General features: G+C 40.5%; 16 protein-coding genes and 1 pseudogene. 4 read left to right on the forward strand and 13 right to left on the reverse strand.

The features are described 5' to 3' along the window. Positions 1-290: 290 nt before the first annotated feature. The 5 genes from B7725_RS07935 to B7725_RS07955 all read right to left on the reverse strand — a co-directional run bounded on the left by B7725_RS07935 (position 291) and on the right by B7725_RS07955 (position 3,847). A complete protein-coding gene (locus B7725_RS07935; RefSeq protein WP_084875539.1) occupies positions 291-1,064 on the reverse strand; it encodes an HAD hydrolase family protein in 774 nt (257 codons plus the stop codon). A 4-nt stretch (positions 1,065-1,068) separates the two neighbouring features. Continuing rightward, entirely contained in the window at positions 1,069-1,926 is an 858-nt protein-coding gene (locus tag B7725_RS07940) for a bifunctional methylenetetrahydrofolate dehydrogenase/methenyltetrahydrofolate cyclohydrolase (protein ID WP_000057224.1), read from the reverse strand. Between the two features lie 161 nt (positions 1,927-2,087). After that, the gene (locus tag B7725_RS07945) at positions 2,088-2,396 is read right to left on the reverse strand and encodes a TfoX/Sxy family protein (RefSeq protein ID WP_084875540.1); all 309 of its coding nucleotides are present in this window, start codon (positions 2,394-2,396) and stop codon (positions 2,088-2,090) included. A gap of 33 nt (positions 2,397-2,429) precedes the next feature. Next, positions 2,430-3,164, reverse strand: a complete 735-nt coding sequence (locus B7725_RS07950; RefSeq protein ID WP_084875542.1) for an amino acid ABC transporter ATP-binding protein — start codon at positions 3,162-3,164, stop codon at positions 2,430-2,432. Then, a complete protein-coding gene (locus B7725_RS07955; RefSeq protein ID WP_001011622.1) occupies positions 3,164-3,847 on the reverse strand; it encodes an amino acid ABC transporter permease in 684 nt (227 codons plus the stop codon). The genes B7725_RS07950 and B7725_RS07955 overlap by 1 nt, the downstream gene beginning before the upstream one ends. 191 nt (positions 3,848-4,038) lie before the next feature. Here B7725_RS07955 and B7725_RS07960 point away from each other — a divergent pair, with 191 nt between their 5' ends. Both B7725_RS07960 and B7725_RS07965 read left to right on the forward strand, forming a co-directional pair. Beyond that, the gene (locus tag B7725_RS07960) at positions 4,039-4,269 is read left to right on the forward strand and encodes a DUF1797 family protein (RefSeq protein WP_000443577.1); all 231 of its coding nucleotides are present in this window, start codon (positions 4,039-4,041) and stop codon (positions 4,267-4,269) included. Between the two features lie 236 nt (positions 4,270-4,505). Then, on the forward strand, positions 4,506-6,764 hold the full coding sequence (locus tag B7725_RS07965) for an ATP-dependent Clp protease ATP-binding subunit (protein WP_084875544.1): 2,259 nt from the start codon (positions 4,506-4,508) through the stop codon (positions 6,762-6,764). A gap of 42 nt (positions 6,765-6,806) precedes the next feature. Here the strand turns inward: B7725_RS07965 and B7725_RS07970 are convergent. Beyond that, positions 6,807-7,421 (reverse strand): annotated as a pseudogene (locus tag B7725_RS07970) (GyrI-like domain-containing protein). A gap of 54 nt (positions 7,422-7,475) precedes the next feature. Next, complete coding sequence (locus B7725_RS07975) at positions 7,476-8,378, reverse strand: helix-turn-helix transcriptional regulator (protein ID WP_084875545.1); 903 nt, start codon at positions 8,376-8,378, stop codon at positions 7,476-7,478. 176 nt (positions 8,379-8,554) lie between these two features. Here B7725_RS07975 and B7725_RS07980 point away from each other — a divergent pair, with 176 nt between their 5' ends. Together B7725_RS07980 and B7725_RS07985 are read left to right on the forward strand one after the other, a co-directional pair. After that, on the forward strand, positions 8,555-9,007 hold the full coding sequence (locus B7725_RS07980; RefSeq protein ID WP_084875547.1) for an NUDIX hydrolase: 453 nt from the start codon (positions 8,555-8,557) through the stop codon (positions 9,005-9,007). A gap of 58 nt (positions 9,008-9,065) precedes the next feature. After that, positions 9,066-9,365, forward strand: a complete 300-nt coding sequence (locus tag B7725_RS07985; RefSeq protein WP_000767205.1) for a DUF1827 family protein — start codon at positions 9,066-9,068, stop codon at positions 9,363-9,365. Between the two features lie 70 nt (positions 9,366-9,435). Here B7725_RS07985 and metK read toward each other — a convergent pair whose 3' ends face one another. From metK to ftsE, 6 genes are all read right to left on the reverse strand, one after another. Then, complete coding sequence (gene metK / locus B7725_RS07990; RefSeq protein WP_084875549.1) at positions 9,436-10,626, reverse strand: methionine adenosyltransferase; 1,191 nt, start codon at positions 10,624-10,626, stop codon at positions 9,436-9,438. 344 nt (positions 10,627-10,970) lie between these two features. Beyond that, on the reverse strand, positions 10,971-12,314 hold the full coding sequence (locus B7725_RS07995) for a DEAD/DEAH box helicase (RefSeq protein ID WP_084875550.1): 1,344 nt from the start codon (positions 12,312-12,314) through the stop codon (positions 10,971-10,973). A 131-nt stretch (positions 12,315-12,445) separates the two neighbouring features. After that, positions 12,446-13,261 carry an endonuclease/exonuclease/phosphatase family protein gene (locus tag B7725_RS08000; protein ID WP_084875551.1) on the reverse strand — a complete coding sequence of 272 codons (816 nt, stop codon included), beginning with the start codon at positions 13,259-13,261 and terminating at the stop codon, positions 12,446-12,448. Positions 13,262-13,312: 51 nt separating this feature from the next. Next, a complete protein-coding gene (locus B7725_RS08005; RefSeq protein ID WP_084875553.1) occupies positions 13,313-15,499 on the reverse strand; it encodes a PTS transporter subunit IIBC in 2,187 nt (728 codons plus the stop codon). A 218-nt stretch (positions 15,500-15,717) separates the two neighbouring features. Continuing rightward, positions 15,718-16,644: a permease-like cell division protein FtsX gene (gene ftsX, locus B7725_RS08010; RefSeq protein WP_000625557.1), complete on the reverse strand. Its 927-nt coding sequence runs from the start codon at positions 16,642-16,644 to the stop codon at positions 15,718-15,720. Continuing rightward, positions 16,637-17,329 carry a cell division ATP-binding protein FtsE gene (gene ftsE, locus B7725_RS08015; protein ID WP_000022271.1) on the reverse strand — a complete coding sequence of 231 codons (693 nt, stop codon included), beginning with the start codon at positions 17,327-17,329 and terminating at the stop codon, positions 16,637-16,639. The genes ftsX and ftsE overlap by 8 nt, the downstream gene beginning before the upstream one ends.

Here is a 17,329-nt window from a genome sequence, read left to right on the forward strand (position 1 = left end):
AAAATAACCTCCTTCTGAATACACAAACAAGTACCAAGTTTTATAATATATTTTATATATTAAATATATCAAAAGGCACCTTAAATTGCAATTATTTTCCATTAATTGAACCCAATAAAATGATATATAAGAAGGGCTCATTTAAAAGGAATAGTTGCAATGAAAATAGCTTTCGATTCTAGACTCTTTCTACTACAAATTGAATTCCATTAATATCTTTTTCAAACTTCAAATTTATAGTTTATAGACTGCATTACTCTACATAAAAAGAAGGCGAACCTCCTTCTACACTATTTTCCCTTAAATTCCGCAAAAGTCTGTAAGATTTTAGCTGCCACTGCTGGAGAAGGTTCTCCTTTTAGCTCTAACGTGTCATCTGCATATGGAGTAAGACCAGCAAAGTCTCCTATCTGGACTGAATAGAGCGACGTTTTAAACAGTTCAATATCGTTTTGGTCATTTCCAAAAGCGATGAAGTTCTCCCCACATAATTTTTCAACAGTTGTTGCCTTATGAGTATCTAAGGGATTAACATAAAGGCACTTTTCATGCGCATGATAAGACAGATGAGCCTGTCCTAGTCTTTCTAACTGACCAAGCAGATCATCAAGCAAATTCTCATGGTCACCCATATAAACGACTACCTTAATCGGAGTACCCAAGTCCTCAAGTTTCTGATGACGAGCCGCCTTTAGGGGGTCCACACTAGAAATAAATGGAATCTTCTCTACAATCTGACCACTATAGTCAAAGCAATCATCTACAAAGAAAGGGAGATTATAAGTCTGGCAATAATCCACTAGAGCCTGATAAACTTTAGCATCGAGATTCCTTTCGAAGATAGCCTTCCCCAGATGATAGGCTACGCCTCCATTCAACCCTATGACCAAGCGCTGACTGAGTTCAGAACCTAATAAACCCAAACAATCCCGATAAGAGCGAGCTGAGGCAAATACAAGCTCATGCCCATAATCTTCAGCCTTTAAAAGAACCTGCTTAATCTCTTCATCTATGGTCATATAGTCAAAAGATAGTGTTCCATCCAGGTCAAATACGAATTTCATCTTCCTAGTCCTCGTTTAGTGTTCGAAGCGCTGCTTGATAGGTTTGCTCCATTAGCATGGTAATAGTCATAGGGCCAACTCCACCCGGTACAGGTGTGATGTGGCTGGCAAGTGGTGCAACAGCATCATAATCAACATCTCCACAAAGCTTGCCATTCTCATCTCGGTTCATCCCAACGTCAATGACAACCGCTCCCGGTTTGACAAAGTCAGCTGTCACAAACTTAGCGCGACCGATAGCAACCACAAGGATATCCGCCTTAGCAGCCACCTTGGCAAGATGATGGGTGCGTGAGTGTGTCAAGGTCACTGTTGCATTTTTAGCTAAAAGAAGCTGAGCCATCGGTTTTCCAACAATATTTGAACGACCGATAACAACTGCATTTTTACCTTCTAGATCAATTCCATACTCATGAAACATTTCCATAATTCCTGCAGGTGTCGAAGGAATCATAACTGGATGACCAGACCAGAGACGACCCATGTTTAGGGGATGGAAACCATCCACGTCTTTTTCGGGGTCAATGGCTAATAAAACTGCCTCTTCGTCAATATGTTTTGGCAAAGGTAATTGAACCAAAATCCCATGCCAAGCTGGATCTTGATTGTATTTGGCAATCAAGTCTAACAATTCCGCTTGGGTAATGGTCTCTGGAACTCGCACTACTTCACTACGGAAGCCAGCAGCGAGAGCTGACCGTTCCTTATTGCGAACGTAGACTTGGCTGGCAGGATTGTCCCCCACCAAAATCACTACCAATCCTGGAACTAGACCTGTTTCTTCTTTTAGTTTAGCCGTCTTCTCAGCCAACTGTCCTTGTAACTTAGCCGCAAGAGCCTTCCCATCAATAATCTGTGCCATATCTCTTCCCTTTTCTATCAGATATCTTCTATTATAACAAAAAATACCTTGTCATTCTAACATTTCTTGACTAATGGACCTTATAGTCAAAAACTATAAGAAAAAGCCCTTATCGAGCTTTTTTACCTATTTATATTAGGCAAATCTGTCATGCTTTCTTTTTAAACTTTAGGAGCCGGTAAGACTTCATACATATCCTTAATTAATCTCATTAGAAATGACTTATCTTCAAGGTCTTCTATCAAAATCATCTCTTTGGCTCCTTCATAAGGACGTTCAAGCCTAGTCTGTCCCAGTTGATCCATGACCACCTTCACAGGCTTCAGTAACAAACGATTATCATAGATTCCCCCAATAATCTTCTCACGATAATAAAGGATATACTCTCCCATCATTGGACGATAACTCATCTCCTCTAGCTCTGATAGCTGTTCGAGAATAAAATCTAAATATTCTTTACTGGAAGCCATAATGCCTACTCCATTTCTTCTAAAAATGAGGTCTTACAAAACCTTACTCAAAAATTCCTTGGTCCGTTGCTCTTTTGTTTGATCGAAAATCTCCTCTGGTGTTCCATCTTCGACAACAACTCCATCCGCCATAAAGATAACACGGTCTGCTACCTCACGCGCAAAGCCCATTTCATGAGTCACAATCACCATGGTCATCCCTGATTTAGCGAGGTCTTGCATCACAGCTAGAACTTCTCCAACCATCTCAGGGTCTAGGGCTGAAGTCGGCTCATCAAAGAGCAAAACATCTGGTTCCATAGCAAGTCCACGTGCAATAGCAATCCGTTGTTGCTGACCACCTGACAAACTCTGTGGATAGGCCGTTACCTTATCTGGCAAACCAACTTTTTCTAACAGTTCCTGTGCTCTTTTCTCCGCAACTTCCTTGCTTTCACCTTTGGTTTTAATTGGTGACAAAGTGATATTTTCCATCACTGTCATATTGGGAAAGAGGTTGAATTGTTGGAATACCATGCCCATCTTTTCACGCATAGCAAAAAGGTCATTTTTCTTATCAGTGATATCAACTCCTTCAAAGATAACCTTACCTTTACTTGCTTCTTCAAGGAGATTCATCGAACGAAGGAGAGTTGACTTCCCGCTCCCTGACGGTCCGATAATGACCACAACTTCTCCACGTTTAATCTCAAGATTGATGCCTTTTAAAACTTCATTTTTCCCAAAAGACTTATGTAGTTCTTCAATTTTAATCAAAGTTTCTGTCATTATTTCTTGTCTCCTTGTCCAATATGTTTTTCAAATGCTTTCAACGCCACTGTCAAAACAGAGGTCATAATCAAATAGTAAAAGGCTGCAAATAAAAGGGGAGTCAACGGTAAATAAGTTGTTGTTGCTACAGTCGTTGCACCATTCCACAACTCCATCACCCCAATTGCCGACAAGAGGGAACTATCCTTGATAATGGTGATAAATTCATTTCCCAGCGCTGGAAGAATATTCTTGATAGCTTGTGGCAAAATGACATAACGCATGGCATTTTTCGGACGAATACCGAGAGAATATGCGGCCTCTAACTGCCCTTTAGGAACCGCATTGATCCCCGCACGAACAGTTTCTGAAACGTAAGCTCCACTGTTCATAGAAATAATCAGAATACCAGGAATCAAACGAGAAAGATCAACTCCTAAAATTCCCACTTGGATAGTCGGAGCATTGATATGCATAAGAGCAAAGGCAATCATAATCTGAACCATCATCGGAGTTCCACGGAAAATCCAAACATACACATTTGCAAACCAAACGAGTGGTTTAAAGCGTGATCGCTGAGCAAAGGCCAGTAACACACCTATAATGGTCCCTAAGCAGACAACAAGGATGGAAATCAATACGGTAATCAGAGCACCATAGTTAAAATACGGTAAATACTTTGGTAAAAAAGAGAAATTCATATTCAATCAACTTTCTATGTATTAGATTGTATGATTATAACATGAATTGAATTAAAATGCAATCCTTTTTCCCTAATTTTAACAATTAACTTGATCGAATAGAGAAATAGAGAGAAATCACAGTTTTTTTCTAGTCAACTACCTCTTGTTTATGGTAAAATAGAAACGATAAGAAATGGAGGAGAATCAAAATGGAATCACATTTGGTTAGAATCATTAACCGCCTAGAAGCAATGACAAAAGATGGTGGAAATCTAAAACGTAATTTTGAACGTGAAGGTGTTGTTGTCGCAGAAGTTGCATACAGCCACGACGAAGAAAACGGATCACTCTTCACCCTTCGCGATGTAGAAGCTCGTGAAACTTATACCTTTGATAGCATTGATTTGATTGCAATGGAGATCTACGAACTTCTTTACTAATATAAAAACAACGGGCAGTAAGTCCCGATGAATGAGAATCCTTTTTGTCACCACAAATGGGATTTTTTCTTACCTTCAATGTCGCTTGATTCTCCATAAATCCTTCTTTTAAAAACGACCACTTCCCAATCTTTTTACTTGCTTTACACCTTAATCATGCTATAATGAGAGTATAAAACTTTGACTATTCTTGACCTTTTCTTAGGCCAAGTATACGAATGAAATGAGGTAGATGTATGCTCTGTCAAAACTGTAAAATAAACGACTCAACAATTCATCTGTATACCAATATCAATGGACAGCAAAAACAAATTGATCTCTGTCAAAACTGCTATAAAATTATCAAAACAGATCCAAATAATACCCTCTTTAAAGGAATGACTGACTTAAATAATCATGACTTTGATCCTTTCGGCGACTTTTTCAATGATTTGAACAATTTCAAACCTTCTTCTAATAACGTCCCTCCAACTCAATCTGGTGGAGGATATGGAGGAAACGGTGGTTATGGACCTCAAAACCGAGGCCCACTTCAAACACCTCCTAGTCAAGAAAAAGGACTCCTAGAGGAATATGGTATCAATATTACTGAGATTGCTCGTCGGGGAGATATTGACCCTGTTATCGGTCGAGATGAGGAGATTATCCGCGTTATCGAAATCCTCAACCGTCGAACCAAGAACAATCCTGTCCTCATCGGAGAACCGGGTGTTGGTAAAACAGCCGTTGTGGAAGGTCTAGCTCAGAAGATTGTCGATGGTGATGTTCCCCATAAACTCCAAGGCAAGCAGGTCATCCGTCTGGATGTGGTTAGTCTAGTCCAAGGAACAGGGATTCGAGGCCAATTTGAAGAACGTATGCAAAAGCTCATGGAAGAAATTCGCAAACGTGAGGATATCATCCTCTTTATCGATGAAATCCATGAAATTGTTGGTGCGGGATCTGCTGGCGATGGCAATATGGATGCAGGCAATATCCTCAAACCTGCTCTTGCCCGTGGTGAATTGCAAATGGTCGGTGCCACTACTCTCAATGAATACCGCATCATTGAAAAAGATGCTGCCCTCGAGCGCCGTATGCAGCCTGTCAAGGTAGATGAACCAACTGTCGAAGAAACCATTATCATCCTTAAAGGGGTTCAAAAGAAATACGAAGACTACCATCACGTCAAGTATACTGATGCTGCCATCGAAGCTGCTGCAAATCTTTCCAACCGCTACATCCAAGACCGCTTCTTGCCAGACAAGGCTATTGACCTGTTGGACGAAGCTGGTTCTAAGATGAATCTGACACTGAACTTTGTTGATCCTAAAGTGATTGATCAGCGCTTGATTGAGGCTGAAAATCTCAAGGCTCAAGCTACACGAGAGGAAGATTTTGAAAAGGCTGCTTATTTCCGCGATCAGATTGCCAAGTACAAGGAAATGCAGAAAAACAAGGTGACCGATCAGGATACTCCAATCATCAGCGAGAAAACCATTGAACATATCATTGAGCAGAAAACCAATATCCCTGTTGGAGAACTCAAAGAAAAAGAACAGTCTCAGCTTATCCATCTAGCAGACGACCTCAAGGCCCATGTTATAGGTCAAGATGAAGCTGTCGATAAGATTGCCAAAGCCATCCGTCGTAATCGTGTTGGACTTGGAACTCCTAACCGGCCAATCGGAAGCTTCCTCTTTGTCGGACCAACTGGTGTCGGTAAGACAGAACTCTCTAAGCAACTAGCCATTGAGCTCTTTGGTTCTGCTGACAGCATGATTCGCTTTGATATGAGTGAATACATGGAAAAACACAGTGTGGCTAAATTGGTCGGAGCCCCTCCAGGTTATGTTGGTTATGATGAAGCTGGGCAGCTGACTGAAAAGGTTCGTCGCAATCCCTACTCTCTCATCCTTCTCGATGAAGTGGAAAAAGCTCACCCAGATGTTATGCACATGTTCCTTCAAGTATTGGACGATGGTCGTTTGACAGATGGGCAAGGACGAACAGTTAGCTTTAAGGATGCTATCATTATCATGACCTCAAATGCGGGTACTGGTAAGGCCGAAGCCAGCGTTGGTTTTGGGGCAGCTCGTGAAGGTCGAACCAACTCTGTTCTCGGTGAACTCGGCAACTTCTTTAGCCCTGAATTTATGAACCGTTTTGATGGCATCATCGAATTTAAACCTCTCAGCAAGGACAATCTTCTCCAAATCGTCGAACTCATGCTAGCGGATGTCAACAAACGCCTCTCTAGCAACAATATCCACCTCGATGTGACGAACAAGGTCAAGGAAAAGTTGGTTGACTTAGGTTATGATCCAAAAATGGGGGCGCGCCCACTCCGCCGTACCATTCAAGACCATATCGAGGATGCTATCACCGACTACTACCTTGAAAACCCAAGTGAAAAAGACCTCAAGGCAGTCATGACAAGCAATGGCAATATTCAAATCAAATCTGCTAAAAAAACTGAAAAAACAGAAGAGATTGCTTCTGAAATAGAAGAATAAATCTCATAAAAAGAACAGGAAACAAGATTTCCTGTTCTTTTTTTAATTCTCTTCTTGAATTTGATAGCGAAGAATTGTTTTTAATTTGCTTGGCTCCGTTCGATGAAGGTTATTGAGATAAATTTCTCGGTGGACTTCCGAAGTTCTTTTGAGTTTATGAAGTTGACAAAAATGCTCCATCTCTGCAAAAGTCTCATTTTCAGTATCAAAAGGTCCTACATGAAGCATAGCAAGACTTTGGCCCTCTTCTATCATTTCAAAACGAATAGCCTCATAGAGAATATTTGGCTTCTTGATTATGACCTCTTCCAAAGCTTTTTCAAATAGTTCTCTCGTAATAAAATCGGGTTGCCCAATCATAATGCTATAAGAAAGCTCACTTTTTACCAGTTCTCCCTCCTTCTCCTTTTTCCATACACCTTCTAAAGGAAAGACAGTAAAATCAGTGTAAACATCATCCAGAGGAGCTTTTTTATACTTCATCTTTATCGCATAGGCTAAGGCATATAAGGCCCCTACGCGTTCTGAAAAATCTTCTTAATTTGGATCACCTTTACCATCAATCACGATATAGGATTGACCTGATACCTGCAGGATGCTGGGCCTAGCTTTCACTTGATAAAGATCTTTTGCTTCTTTTCTCCATTCGTATTTCATTTGGTTCTTCTCCTTTCTATCTCTAGTATAGCACCAAAACCCTGATATCTTTTGTCAAGGTTTGTAAAGTTTTTGGATTTTTTCTAATCTAGAAAGCAATTCCTTCTTCAGATGATTGGGGGCGAGTATTTCCACCCCATCTAGATAAGACAGGAGGTAAGTATACAGACTTTCATGCTCTGGTAGGACTGTCTTGACATAATAACACCCATTTTTCCCCAAGCTAATCTCATCTTCTGAAAAATCTTCATAAACCCGGAAAGCAAGCTTGGGACTAAACTTCAAGGAAACTTCGATTTGATGTGCCACTTGATCTGAGCCATCAACCCAATCCTCCACATTTTTCTGCTTCATAGTTTCAGTTGTTAGGTGATAATTCCTAATTCTGGATAATTTGAAAAAACGCCACTCTTCTTTCAAACAACAGTAGGCATGAAGGTACCAATCTCTCTTTTTAAATACGAGTCTAAAAGGCTCGACTGTACGAATCGTTTTCTGACCACACCCACCTAGATAAGTAATCACCAGTTGCCTTTTCTCTAGAATAGCATGTTTGATGTTATCGAATAATTCTTTTTGACCTTCTCGCTTTCTCCAGTCAGTCAAGTCTACTTCTATCCAAGGGCTAGTAGAAACTTGAAAAATAGATTCCAATTTTTCAAGTAACAGGTCTTGCCTATCATCGGTCAGGGCTTGAATTCCTTGCAAAGCTGACAGAAGTTCTAATTTTTCATCCTCCGATACGAGAGTACGATCCAGAACAAAGTCTTTCATTAAAAAGATCCCACCTGCCTTTCCAGGAACTGAATAAAGAGGAATTCCCGCCATACTCAACCGCTCAATATCGCGATAAATCGTTCGTACAGATACTTCAAACAATCGAGCTAATTCAGGAGCCGTTGTACTGCCTTTTTCTAAAAGTAGATATAGGATACGAAATAGTCTTGATTCTGCCATAAAATCACCTCTCTTTTATTATACCAGTTATAGTGCTAGGGTTGGAAAGTTTAACTAGACAAGTATTGATCAAGACAAAGTAGCTATTTCTGCACCAGTTCGTTGGTTTATTCTTGACAGCTAGCCCCTTGTCCATTATGATAATAATAAAGATACTAGATAATGAGGAAAATGCAATGGCAAACCCAACTTTTGGTGAAAAAAAAGAGAATGTGACCTACCAGCCCCGCTATGGTGTGTACGCAGTTATTCCGGATGCGGAGAAAAAACAAATTGTCTTAGTTCAAGCTCCCAATGGTGCTTGGTTCTTGCCAGGTGGAGAGATTGAAGCAGGCGAAGACCATCAAGAAGCACTGAAGAGAGAACTAATCGAAGAACTTGGCTTTACAGCTGAGATTGGAACCTATTATGGGCAAGCTGATGAGTATTTCTACTCTCGCCACCGTGATACCTACTACTACAATCCAGCTTATCTCTATGAAGCTATTTCTTTCAAAGAAGCACAAAAACCATTGGAAGATTTTAATCATATTGTTTGGTTTCCTATTAATGAGGCAATTGAAAAACTCAAACGTGGTAGCCATAAATGGGGAATAGAAGCTTGGAAAATCCAGCATGGAATTGACTAAAATACACGATTTTATCCAAAAAGTGCTATAATAGAGTTAGAAAATCGGAGGAACTGTTATGAAGCTTATCAATACGACAAACTCACACTCGCAACTTGTTAAAAGCCAATTAGAAAGCACAGACGCAACTCTTGTCGAGGTCTATTCTGCTGGAAACACAGATGTAGTTTTCACACAAGCCCCGCTTCACTATGAAATCCTCATTTCCAACAAACACCGTGCTATTCGTGAACCTGAAATCGAAACTATCCAAGACTTCTTCTTGAAACGTAAAATCGATAAAGGAAGCATTGATGAAGCTAATATCAAGACGCTTTATTCAGATAAATTGATTGAGATTTCAATCCCTATAAAATGAGAAGACCAGCCAAAAGCTGGTTTTCTTTTGCAAAAAAGATTGGTAGTGCACAGCTACCAATCTTTTAATTTTATTTCACAGCTTCTTTCAAAGCATCTACCTTGTCTAATCGTTCCCATGGAAGGTCAATATCTGTACGTCCCATGTGTCCATAAGCCGCTGTTTGACGGTAAATTGGACGTTTGAGATCCAGCATTTGGATAATTCCTGCAGGGCGAAGGTCAAAGATTTGACGGGCTGCTTTTTCAAGTTTGCTTTCAGCTACTGTTCCTGTACCGAAGGTATCGATACGGACAGAAACAGGCTGCGCAACACCAATAGCATAGGCCAATTGAACTTCTGCTTTCTTGGCAAGACCCGCTGCAACAATATTTTTAGCAATGTAGCGAGCTGCATAAGAGGCTGAACGGTCCACCTTCGTCGCATCCTTACCTGAGAAGGCACCACCACCATGACGAGAGTAGCCACCATAGGTATCCACGATAATCTTACGACCAGTCAAACCTGAGTCCCCTTGAGGTCCACCGATTACAAAGCGACCAGTTGGATTGATGAAGAATTTTGTCTGCTCATCCAAGTAAGAAACTGGGATCACCTCTTTGATAACCTTGTTAATCACATCATTGTGAATTTGTTCATTGCTAACTTCTGGGTCGTGCTGAGTTGAAATAACGACTGTATCCACACGTACTGGACGATCATTTTCATCATACTCAACCGTAACTTGTGATTTAGCATCTGGACGAAGGTAACTGATTTCACCAGATTTACGAAGTTCTGCCAAACGACGAACCAGTTTGTGGCTGAGTGAAATTGGCAATGGCATGAGTTCTTCTGTTTCATCCACTGCGAATCCAAACATAAGACCCTGGTCCCCAGCACCAATCAAGTCAAGCGGATCTTGATCTGCATTTCCACGAACTTCCAAGGCTTCATTAACACCTTGGGCGATATCTGGTGACTGCTCAACAAGTGACGGATGAACTCCCACCGTCTCCGCAGAAAAACCATACTCTGTATTGGTATAACCAATCTCTGCAATGGTATCACGAACCACACGGTTGATATCCACATAAGCATTTGTAGAAATTTCACCAAAAACATGGACGGAACCAGTGTAGACAGCTGTCTCAGCAGCAACGTGCGCATCTGGATCTTTAGCTAAAATAGCATCCAAAATCGCATCTGAAATTTGGTCTGCAATCTTATCCGGATGCCCCTCAGATACAGATTCAGACGTGAATAATTTACGTTCTGACATAAAAATGTCCCCCCCTTAAAAAATATTGTTATAGAGTTACAAAGTACTGATAGGTATTTCTATAGTCTAAGAGTTACGACGCGAAAGAAATAAAAACGATGTTTTTTTATTTCTGAAGCTAGTAAGGTGCATAGGGTGACCGCGTTATAGCGGCAACCGTAGAAGGACGAGCGACTTTGGAGCCGTCATTCTTTACGAGTTACAAAGTACTGATAGAAATTTCTACCATCTTATCGGGACTATATAACCTTATCATTATACCACTTTTTACTCATTTTTGCATTCTTTTCGAAAATTTATAAAACGAAAGTACAAAAAGGAGCCATTCAGCTCCAATTTTGTTCTTAAAATGTTTGGCGTTTGGCTTTCCGCTCTGCACGGCCACGAGCACGATTTTCAGCACGCTTGGTTTTGCGACGTTTTTCATCCACCGCCCATTTAATCTTCTTCTTGTAGCCTGGTTTGACTTTTTTCTTTTTCTTTTTAACCAAGCCAATCATTTCGATATCAAGCTTGTCCTGCTTCTTTTCACGATTGGCACGACGATCACGGTCATAGGTATCTTGAAACTCTCCGTCTTTGACCATCTTAGGAGTAAACTTGATTCCTAATTTCTCCAACTCACGGATATCCGAGTCATCGCTTGGCTGGTAAAGGGTAATAGCTGTACCAGGCAGTCCGTTGCGCCCAGTTCGTCCAACTCGGTGAACAAAGAAGGACAAGTCTTGCGGAATAGCATCATTGATAACATGGCTAACACCTTCAATGTCAATTCCACGCGCTGCTAAGTCCGTTGCGACAATGTACTCAAAATCAAGGTTCTTCACCTGATTCATGATCCGTTTGCGTTCACGAGGGGCAATATCTCCATGAATCTTTGCTACCTTCAATCCTTTGGCAGTCAAGTAGGCATGCAATTCATCAGCACGCGTTTTTGTGTTAACAAAGATCATTGCCAAATAAGGTTGCATCAACTGAGTCAGTTGGTAAATCTGAGCATTCTTATCTCGTCCCTTAGTTGAAATCAACCAGTTATCAATCGTATCTGAGATGACTGTCTTGGTCTTGATTTTCTCCATAACAGGATTTGACAAGTATTTTTTCAAGAACGGTTGCAATTTTTGTGGAATAGTTGCTGAAAAGACCATGAATTGCAAGTCTTTTGGAAGGCTTCCTGCAATCTTATCAACGGTTTCCAAGAATCCCATATCCAAGGTCATATCGGCTTCATCAACCACAAAGGTCTTGGCCTTGTGAATAGCCAAATCACCAGATTTGACCAAGTCATAGATGCGACCTGGCGTTCCAATAACGATATGTGGTTGGTTGCTGGCAAGTTTTTCAATCTGACGCGCCTTATCCGTACCACCTACATAATTAACCACACGAACTTCGACATCTGAGTGAGCTGCAATCTGACGAGCTGCTTGGTAGATTTGAGTGGCTAACTCACGACTTGGTGCAGTAATGACTGCTTGCACACTATCGCTAGTTTCATCTAATTGCTGGAAAATTGGTAATAAGAAAGTATGAGTCTTTCCTGAACCTGTTTTTGACTCGCCCACCAAGTCACGACCTGCCAAGACAATAGGAATCAACTTTTCCTGAACTTCGGTAGGAGTCGTAAACTTCAACTCCTCCAATGCCTTTTCTATATAGTTTTTAAACTGAAATTTCGTAAATGACATATTATCCTCGATTCTATCCTTTCAATTATACCATATTTTGTCCTATTTCAGTAGCTTCATTTGAATCTCAGTCCTGTATTAAAGATTCAAATAGCTTAAAAGGTTGGAACCTCTGATTCCAACCTCTTTCATTATTTCCAGGTCAATACAGCATTCAAACCATAGTGGTCACTGACTTGTGGACCATTTTGGCCATCAAAAACTACATGCAAACTTTCCACTTCTAAGTCTTTTGTCGTAAAGACATAGTCGATTCGTAGTGGTTCGGTATTGCCTTTCCAGCCATCAATTTCTGGTGGAACGGTATAGCTACCACTTCTTTCTTTCGCAACTTCAAACGCGTCTTGTAATCCTAATGGGCTAGCTAAAATCGCTTGATAGCCTTCCTGACCAGCTGGGTTGTTGAAATCTCCAGCTAAAATCAGAGGTTTGTTCAACTCTTTTAATACAGCCTCAAATCGTGCCCATTCTTCTTGGAAACCTTTATCCCACCAAGAGAGATGGACACTTGCAAGAGCCAATTCCTTGCCTTCAACTTCTGTCTCAGCCAAGGCAACGCGACGAGTATGGTAGTCCGTTGGATCATCTACATCTGATACTAAAATCTCACGCGCCTTAATAGGTGTTTTGGATAAGATAGCTACACCTTCATGGTAGCGGTCATAGCCTATATGGTTGTAAGCCCAAGTCCAGTAGTAGTTTTTCCCTTTCTCAGACATTTTTTCGACCAGAAGTCGTACATAGTGATCCTGATGAATGGGTTCTGCTGATGGCAAAGCTTGATAGTGATTGTTAACCTCTACCTCCGGCGAAGTCATTTCTTGATTAATTTCTTGAAAACAGATCAAATCATAATCTTTGTCAAGAATATCTTGGAGCAAGAGCTGGAATTTTTCCTCTGCTTCTTTTTCCATCCAACTATGAGTATTGAGTGTTAAAAATTTCATGCTTTTCTCCTAAAACAAGAGGTTGGAAAACAGCTTCCAACCTCGAGTATATTACAATTCTACTTTAGCAACTGCTGTTTTAGCTGCAAGAGAACCTGTTTGTTCTAATTTAACTGATTTGATAGCATCACCATTTGTAAAGACAACCACTGTTGATGTTTCACGACCTGCTGCACGGATAGCATCCAAGTCAGCTGTAACAAGAAGATCACCTGCTGCAACCTTTTGTCCTTCAGAAACGTGAACAGTAAATGGTTTTCCTTCAAGGCTTACAGTATCCAAACCAATATGAACAAGTACTTCAAGACCTGATTCAGTAACAAGTCCAAGTGCATGTTTTGTTGGGAAGATACTTGATACAGTACCTGTAACTGGAGATACAATGTTTCCATTTGCTGGTTCTACTGCAAAACCATCACCCATCATTTTTTGAGCAAAGACCGGATCTTTCACTTGTTCCAAGGCAATAACTTGACCGTCAGCTACTGAGTAAACTTCCTCAGTTACACCTTTAAAATGTACAGTATTTTTTTGAGCTTCTGTCATTTGGCTTGGAAGAGTTTCAGGAATTACTTCACCTGAGTCAAGGATATCTTGGATATCAGATTTCAATACGTCAGCTTTTGGTCCGTAGATAGCTTGGACACCTTGTCCTTTCATGACAAGCCCCATAGCGCCTTCGGCTTTCCATTGTTCCTCAGTACCAACACGATCTGCATCCTTAACAGTTACACGAAGACGAGTCATACATGCATCTACATCTACGATGTTTGCACGACCACCAAGAAGGTTAATGATATTTACAGCTTGAGAAGCCGCTGCAACTTTTGTTTCTCCTGGAGCTGCATCTTCTGATGCTCCTTCAGCAGTTTCATAGTTTCCGTTACGTCCTGGAGTTGCATAGTTGAATTTCTTAATCATGAAGTTGGCAATGAAGTACATGATGACTGCAAAGAGGACAGTTACCCAGATAAAGTTAATGATATCCATACCAAGACCAGCGTTGATAGCTAGCGGAGTACGAGTCAAGAATTCAATTGAACCGAATGAGTGCACACGAAGGTGAACAATATCAGCCATAGCGAAGGCAGCACCTTGAACAACAGAATATACAAGATAAAGAGGTGTTGCAACAAACATGAACATGTATTCGATTGGTTCAGTAACCCCTGTCAAGAAAGTTGCAAGAGCTGTTGCAATCATCATTCCTTTGTATTGGTGTTTCTTGTCTGCTTCAACATTACGGTAAATAGCAACAGCCACACCCATCAAGATACCAAATGAACCAATCATTTGTCCAACTTTGAAACGAGCTGGGTGAACAGTATCTAACAAGTGTTGGTATTGACTAGCATCAGTACCTTTAAGGTTTACAAGGTCTGTTACCCATGCAAGCCATAGTGGGTCTTGACCGAATACTTGAGTACCTTTAGCTGCACCAGTTAAAATGTCATAAGTACCACCAAGAGCTGTATAGTTCATTGGGATTGTCAACATGTGGTGAAGACCAAATGGCAAGAGCAAACGTTCCAAAGTACCATACAAGAATGGTGCGAGAACTGGAGCAGTTTCTTGAGAGTTGGCAATCCAAATACCAAAGTTATTGATACCTGTTTGAACTACTGGCCAGAAAGCTGCAAGTACAATTGCTGCAATAGCTGAACGAAGGATGACAACGAATGGTACGAAGCGTTTTCCGTTAAAGAATGAAAGGGCATCTGGAAGTTTACGGAAGTTGTAGTATTTGTTAAAGGCAGTTGCCCCTACAAAACCTGAGATAATCCCTACAAACACCCCCATGTTAAGGGCTGGTGCCTCAAGTACGCTAATGAAGTAATCAGCAACCTTGATAGAGTTACCAAAGAGTGTTGATACCATTGCGTTAGGATCTTTCAACATATCACTGCTTACACTAAAGATTGTACCAGTAATACGGTTAATTAAGATAAAGGCAAGTCCTGCTGCAAAAGCACCGCCTGCACGTTCTTTAGCCCAGCTACCACCGATAGCAAGAGCAAACAAAATATGAAGGTTACCGATAACTCCCCAACCGATTTGCTCAAGAATTCCACCTGTAATAACAAGTGGGGCAAGATTTGGGTCAATCAATGCAAGCGACTTACCGATTGAAATCATCAATCCAGCCGCTGGCATAACAGCGATAACCACCATCAATGCCTTACCGAATTTTTGCCAAAATTCGAAAGACAAGACATTTTTGAATGTATCTTTCATCATTCAAATCTCCTTTATTTTATTTAGGCAAACGTTTTACGAAAACGTTTGCACTTATTTATAATTCAATTATACCACTTTATTTTTTTTTGTAAAGGCTTTTATAAAAAAATTGTCTACTTTTTTTAATTTTTAGAAGAAAAAAGAGAAGTTTACGAAAACTTCTCTTTTAAAAATGTATCATTTTTCTGATTTGTTCTGCAATTTGCATTTATATCCAATTAGATTTTCAAGAATCGACGCATCGAAATTCCTGAACCAATTGAACCAATGAAAATTCCGATTACAAATAGTAGAACTGTCATCAAAGGGACAAACACATCTGGCGTAATCATTGATAAGTTTTGACCTACCAAGGATTTATTGACCGATTGATAAACGATATTGTAAACAAAGAATACAAGAACTGAGGGGATCGCTGCGCCAAGCAAGCCAATAAAAGCACCTTCTAGCAAGAATGGGCCACGGATATAACCATTTCTCGCTCCAACAAGACGCATGATCTGAATCTCACGACTACGTGAAATAATGGTAATACGGATGGTATTGGAAATAAGGAAGACTGCGATAAAAATCAAGAGCCCTGCAATAACCAATCCCCAAACACGGATAAAGGAAGCCAGTTCGAAAAGTCGTTGAGTGTTGGCTCCACCATCTTGAACTTCTGATACTCCCTCAATTTTCTTCGCTTCTTCAGCTACTGTTTTAACATCACTTGGAGAATTTGTATCAACTATATAGGCATCATAGAGAGGATTTGCATCCCCTTCAAAGACTTTCCAATCGTCACCCATGGTTTCCGTTAATTTTTCATACTGTTCTTCTTTGCTTGAGAAGGTAACACTTTTTACAGCTGGCATAGCTTTCAAAGCGTCATAGACCTTGTGGTAGTCATTATTGGTAACTGTCTGACCTTCTTTTTCAATCGTTTCACTGTTATCTGCTACATCCTTACGAATGTAGACCATAACACGAACGTTGTTTTCAATATCGGTAGCCAGTTTTGCTGTATTAAAAATTACAGATGCAAACAGGGCAACGAGTGTTAAGGTAATCATAACCGAACTCACTGCTGCTACTGTCATCCAGCCATTTCGTTTTAAACTCTTTAATGATTCAAATAAATGGCGAAAAAATCTACTAATCATCGTATCCATATTCTCCTTTAGCTTCGTCACGAACGACACGGCCATTTTCAATGGCAATGACACGGTGGCGCAAGGTATTTACGATTTGGCTGTTGTGGGTCGCCATCAAAACAGTTGTACCTTGAAGATTGATGCGTTCCAACAGATTCATAATTTCCCACGAATTATCTGGGTCCAAGTTTCCTGTTGGTTCATCAGCAATCAATACTTTAGGATTGTTGACAATCGCACGGGCAATCGCAATCCGTTGCTGTTCTCCACCTGAGAGTTCATTCGGGAAAGAACGAACCTTGTGTTTTAAACCTACTAGGTCCAATACTTCCATAACACGTTTTTTGATGTTACGGCGATTCTCTCCGATAACTTCCATTGCGTAGGCAATATTCTCATAAACCGTTTTCTTAGGCAAGAGTTTGTAATCTTGAAAGACAACCCCAACACTACGACGTAGAAGTGGGATATCTTTCTTCTTGATTTTAACTAGATTAAAGCCTGCAACTGATAGGCTTCCTTTTTCGATCTTTACTTCTCGGTATAAAGCTCGAATAAAGGTTGACTTACCTGCCCCAGAAGGTCCTACGATATAGGCAAACTCTCCTGGTTCAATGGTGACAGAGACACCACGCAGGGCAGTCGTTCCATTGTCATACTTTTTGACAACATCTCTCATTTCAATGATTGACAT

The organism is Streptococcus oralis subsp. tigurinus (assembly GCF_002096275.1).
GTDB classification, from domain to species: Bacteria; Bacillota; Bacilli; order Lactobacillales; family Streptococcaceae; genus Streptococcus; species Streptococcus oralis_CN.